Genomic DNA, 2740 nt, shown 5'->3' on the forward strand with positions numbered 1-2740 from the left:
GCCGCGAACCGCGCGCAGAGGGCGCGGCCGATGCCGCCCGCAGCGCCGGTAACGACGACGATCCGAGCCATCGCGGTCAGGCCCCGGCCTTCACGGCGAAGGACCAGGCCGCGTCGGCGAGCTTGGGGACGCGGGCCGCCATGTCGGCGGCGTGGTCGCTCGCGGCGGTGCCGGCCTTCATCCGCCCGGCGATGCCCTGCAGGATGCCGACCAGGCGGAACAGGTTGTAGGCGAAGTACCAGTTCAGGTCGGGCAGGCCGTCGCGCCCGGTCTCGCGGCAGTAGAGCGCCACCGCCTCCGCCTGCGCCGGGATGCCGAGGCTCCCGAGGTCGAGGCCGCCGAGCGCGCTGCGCCCGTCCGCCGGCAGCACCCAGTGCATCAGCAGGTAGCTGAAGTCGGCGAGCGGATCGCCCAGCGTCGAGAGTTCCCAATCGAGCACCGCGGCCACGCGGCCGCCCGAAAAGATCATGTTGTCGAGGCGGTAGTCGCCGTGGACGATTGAGACGCGGTCCTGCTCCGGCACGGTCCGCGGCAGCCACGCGATCAGCCGCTCGGCCGCCTCGAGCCGGTCGCCCTCGGCGGCGCGGTACTGCCTGGTCCAGCGATCGACCTGGCGGGCGAAGTAGTTGCCCGGCCGCCCGTAATCGCCGAGCCCGATCGCGGTGTGGTCGGTCTGGTGCAGGCGCGCCAGTGTCGCGATCATCCCCTCGTAGACGCCGCGCCGTTCCGCCGGCCCGAGGTCGGGCAGGGCCGCGTTCCAGTGCACCGCGCCCTCGACCGCCTCCATCACGTAGAAGGCCGCGCCGATGACGCCGGCATCCTCGCACAGCGCGTCGGCGCGGGGCACCGGGAAGCCGGTGCCGTGCAGCGCCCGGATCAGGCGGTATTCGCGCTCGACCGCGTGCGCCGAGGGCAACAGCGGGCCGAACGGCTTGCGTCGCAGCACGTAGGCCCCGCCCGGCGTCTCCAGCCGATAGGTCGGGTTCGATTGGCCGCCCTTGAACTGGCGCAGCGCGAGCGGGCCGCGAAAGCCCGCCACGTGCCCGGCCATCCAGGCCGACAGCGCGGCCTCGTCGATCCGGTGGCGCGGGTCGACCGGCTTGGTGCCGGCGAAGGCGGCGTCCCCGGTCTCGCTCACGCGGCGGGGCCCGCGTTGCTGTGCCGGGCGAATTCCAGGCGCGCGATCGAGCGGTTGTGCACCTCGTCCGGTCCGTCGGCCAGCCGCAGGGTGCGGACGTGGGCGTAGGTCCGCGCCAGGTCGAAGTCGTCGGAGACGCCGGCGCCGCCATGGGCCTGGATCGCGTCGTCGAGCACCTTCAGCGCGATGCGCGGGGCGGCGACCTTGATCATCGCGATCTCGAGCTTGGCCGCCTTGGCGCCGACCTTGTCCATCATGTCGGCGGCCTTCAGGCAGAGCAGCCGCGTCATCTCGATGTCGATGCGGGCTTCCGCCACCCGCTGCTCCCAGACCGACTGGTCGGCCAGCCGCTTACCGAAGGCGGTGCGCGAGAGCAGGCGGCGCACCATCGCCTCCAGGGCGGCCTCGGCCGCGCCGATGGTGCGCATGCAGTGGTGGATGCGCCCCGGCCCGAGGCGGCCCTGGGCGATCTCGAAGCCGCGGCCCTCGCCGAGGATCAGGTTCTCGGCCGGCACGCGCACGTCGCGCAGGATCACCTCGGCGTGGCCGTGTGGGGCCTCGTCGTAGCCGAACACCGAGAGCATCCGCTTGATCTCGACGCCGGGCGCGTCGAGGGGCACGAAGATCTGGGATTGCTGTTGGTGGCGCGGCGCGTCGGGGTCGGTCTTGCCCATGACGATCGCGACCTTGCAGCGCCGGTCGCCGACGCCGGTGGACCACCACTTGCGGCCGTTGACGACGTAGTGGTCGCCGTCGCGGCGGATCGAGGTCGCGATGTTGGTCGCGTCCGAGGAGGCGACCTCCGGCTCGGTCATCAGGAAGGCGGAGCGGATCTCTCCGGCCATCAGGGGCTTGAGCCAGCGCTCCTTGTGCATCGCGCTGCCGTAGCGGTGCAGCACCTCCATGTTGCCGGTGTCGGGCGCCGAGCAGTTGAACACCTCCGAGGCCCACGCGATCCGGCCCATCTCCTCGGCGCAGCGCGCGTAGTCGAGGTTGGTCAGCCCGGCACCCCGGAATTCCTCGGTGTCGTGCTCGGGCGAGGGCGGCAGGAACAGGTTCCATAGGCCGGCCGCGCGCGCCTTCGCCTTCAGGCCCTCGATCGCCTCGGAGGGCGCCCAGCGGTCGGGCACGGTCTGCGCCGTCTCGGCCTTCACGGCGTCGAGCGCCGGGTAGACCTCGGCGGCCATGAAGTCGCGCACGCGCTTGAGCCAGCGCTCCTGCGTCGAGGACGGGGAAAAATCCAATGCTTCCACTCCCTGAGCCCGCCGACGTCATCGCGCGGCTGGGCGAAGGGACCGTACTCCCGCTTCGAATCGGGCGACAAGCCCCGACCGGGCCAGGCCTGAAAGATCGCGCCGGCCGTCTGCGACGGCGGCCCGGACCGGACGTGCGGTCCGTCGCAGGACGCAACCGCAAGGCGATCTCGGCGGACCGAAGACACGGCGTCAATCTTAATATTGGATGTTAGAAGCCCGGTGTTGATTTCCGCTGAGAGTTGACCCGGCGTTTTCGTTGAGAAGTGACCCAGGTTCAGGGGTTGATGTTTATCATTGGGTGGGTCTGGTCAACTCACGGTGCGGCTCCTTTTCGGCTTTCCGGCTG

Annotated in this window: 2 protein-coding genes; both read right to left on the bottom strand. The window is 71.1% G+C overall.

Annotation, left to right across the window (positions count from 1 at the left end):
• Window positions 1-76 precede the first annotated feature (76 nt).
• Entirely contained in the window at window positions 77-1138 is a 1062-nt protein-coding gene (locus FV222_RS22235) for a phosphotransferase family protein (RefSeq protein WP_246685601.1), read from the bottom strand.
• The gene (locus FV222_RS22240) at window positions 1135-2382 is read right to left on the bottom strand and encodes an acyl-CoA dehydrogenase family protein (RefSeq protein ID WP_147764893.1); all 1248 of its coding nucleotides are present in this window, start codon (window positions 2380-2382) and stop codon (window positions 1135-1137) included. The genes FV222_RS22235 and FV222_RS22240 overlap by 4 nt, the downstream gene beginning before the upstream one ends.
• Window positions 2383-2740: the final 358 nt, after the last annotated feature.

Origin of the sequence: Methylobacterium sp. WL103 (assembly GCF_008039885.1) — a bacterium.
Lineage (GTDB): Bacteria > Pseudomonadota > Alphaproteobacteria > Rhizobiales > Beijerinckiaceae > Methylobacterium > Methylobacterium cerastii.